General features: G+C 77.5%; 2 protein-coding genes. Both read left to right on the plus strand.

The window, feature by feature from the left end:
* Positions 1-173 (plus strand): histidine phosphatase family protein (locus AB0K37_RS42165; protein WP_363991861.1); only part of this gene is annotated, 173 nt, incomplete at its 5' end.
* Positions 170-1,465, plus strand: a 1,296-nt coding sequence (locus tag AB0K37_RS42170) for an ATP-binding protein (RefSeq protein ID WP_363991859.1), incomplete at its 3' end; no start/stop codon positions are given. The genes AB0K37_RS42165 and AB0K37_RS42170, both read left to right, overlap by 4 nt.

Here is a 1,465-nt window from a genome sequence, read left to right on the forward strand (position 1 = left end):
GCGGCGTCGCCGTCTGCGACGCGGGCGTGATCCGGGCGGCGCTCGCCCACGCGCTCGGCGCCGGCGTCCTCGCGGCCGACCGGATCGACCTCGCGCCGCTGTCCACCACGAGGCTCGCCGCCGCCGGGAGCGGCTGGCGGGTCGCCCATGTCAACCGGAAGGTCCAGGTGTGAACACCGCCTACCCGTTCAGCGCCGTCGTCGGGCTGGACGACCTGAAGCTGGCGCTGCTGCTCAACGCCGTCTCGCCGCGGGTCGGGGGCGTGCTGGTGCGCGGCGAGAAGGGCACCGCCAAGTCGACGATCGTCCGGGCCCTGGCCGCGCAGCTCCCCGCCGTGGACACGGTGCCGGGCTGCCGGTTCGCCTGCGACCCGGCGGCGCCCGACCCGTCCTGCCCGGACGGCCCGCACGAGCCGGGCGGCCCGTCCGAGCGGCGGCCGTCCGCGCTGGTGGAGCTGCCGGTGGGCGCCTCGGAGGACCGGCTCGCCGGGTCGCTGGACGTCGAGCGGGCCCTGACCGAGGGCGTCAAGGCCTTCGAGCCGGGGCTGCTCGCGGCGGCGCACCGCGGCGTCCTGTACGTGGACGAGGTGAACCTCCTGCACGACCATCTGGTCGACCTCCTGCTGGACGCCGCCGCGCTCGGCACCTGCTACGTGGAGCGCGAGTCGGTGTCGGTGCGGCACGCGGCCCGGTTCCTGCTGGTCGGGACGATGAACCCGGAGGAGGGCGAGCTGCGTCCCCAGCTCCTCGACCGCTTCGGGCTGACGGTCGAGGTGCGGGCGTCGCGGGATCCGAAGGAGCGGGCCGAGGTCGTGCGGCGGCGGCTGGCGTTCGAGGCGGACCCCGCCGCGTTCGCCGCGCGCTGGGCGGACGCCGAGGCGGAGCTGGCGGAGCGCATCTCGGCCGCGCGGGAGAGGCTCGCCGGGGTCCGGCTGCCGGACGAGCGGCTGGAGCAGATCGCGGCCGTGTGCGCGGGCTTCGAGGTCGACGGGCTGCGCGCCGACCTGGTCACGGCCAACGCCGCGCTCGCGCACGCCGCCTGGCACGGACGCGGCGCGGTGGCCGACGAGGACGTGCGCGCGGCGGCCCGCCTGTCGCTGCCGCACCGGCGCCGCAGGGACCCGTTCGACGCCCCCGGGCTGGACGAGTCGCTGCTCGACGAGCTGCTCGACGGCACGTCCCCCGGCGAGGACCCTCCCCCGGACGGCGGAGGGGGCGGCGGCGAGCCCCCGTCCCCGCCGCAGGACGGAGGGCGGCAGGGCCCTGCCACGTCACTAGAGGCGAGCCCCGAGCGGAACGCAAGCTCGTCACACGACGCGGGTCCGTCGCACGACGCGGGCCCCGAGCAGAACGCGGCCCCGTCAGAGGACGCGGGCCTGGCGGCGAGGTTCTCGACGCGGCGGGCCATCCCGTCCGGGTGCAGGGCGAGGCGGAGCACGTTGACCGGCGGTTCCAGCAGGGCGGGC

It is taken from the genome of Actinomadura sp. NPDC049753 (assembly GCF_040674655.1).
In the GTDB taxonomy this organism is placed as follows: Bacteria; Actinomycetota; Actinomycetes; order Streptosporangiales; family Streptosporangiaceae; genus Spirillospora; species Spirillospora verrucosospora.